Origin of the sequence: Pseudomonas fluorescens, from assembly GCF_902497995.1 — a bacterium.
GTDB lineage: Bacteria > Pseudomonadota > Gammaproteobacteria > Pseudomonadales > Pseudomonadaceae > Aquipseudomonas > Aquipseudomonas fluorescens_BK.
Genome location: NZ_CABVII010000077.1, coordinates 1 through 510, shown reverse-complemented (window position 1 = coordinate 510; position 510 = coordinate 1). Strand labels below are relative to the sequence as shown.

Below are 510 nucleotides of genomic sequence, written 5' to 3'. Positions count from 1 at the left end.
CTGCCAACGCTTTGATCCGGACGCGGCGTGCCGATCACCGGCAAGGTGTTGATGAACAGACCGACCTGCTGCTCGATGCCCGGCAGATCCGCCGGCCGCCCGGCCACGGTCGCACCGAACGCCACGGCTTCGTGGCCGGTGTAGCGTTGCAGCAACAGCAACCATGCTGCTTGCACCAAGGTGTTGACGGTAACTTTTTGCTGGCGGGCAAAGGTTTCCAGCGCCTGGGTGCGCTGCACATCCAGTGTCCGGTAATGATCGCCGTGGCCGCTCTGGTTCTCGCCAGCGGTAGCCGCGCGCGCCAGTCGCGTCGGCTCTTGCAGGGCGGCCAATTGGCCGTTCCAGAAATCCTCACTCAGTTGGCCGTCCTGGCGTTGCAGCCAGGCAATGTAATCGCGATAACGCCCGCCGCCATTCAGCGGCGTGCGACCGTTGTAGCGCTGCAAGACTTCGCCGAGCAACTGCGAGTTGCTCCAGCCGTCCATGAGGATGTGGTGATGGGTGTAAATC

The 510-nt window shown here is 63.3% G+C and carries 1 protein-coding gene; it reads right to left on the bottom strand.

The features are described 5' to 3' along the window. Positions 1 to 510: condensation domain-containing protein (locus F8N80_RS30990; protein ID WP_150785346.1), on the bottom strand; the 510-nt coding region annotated here is incomplete at both ends.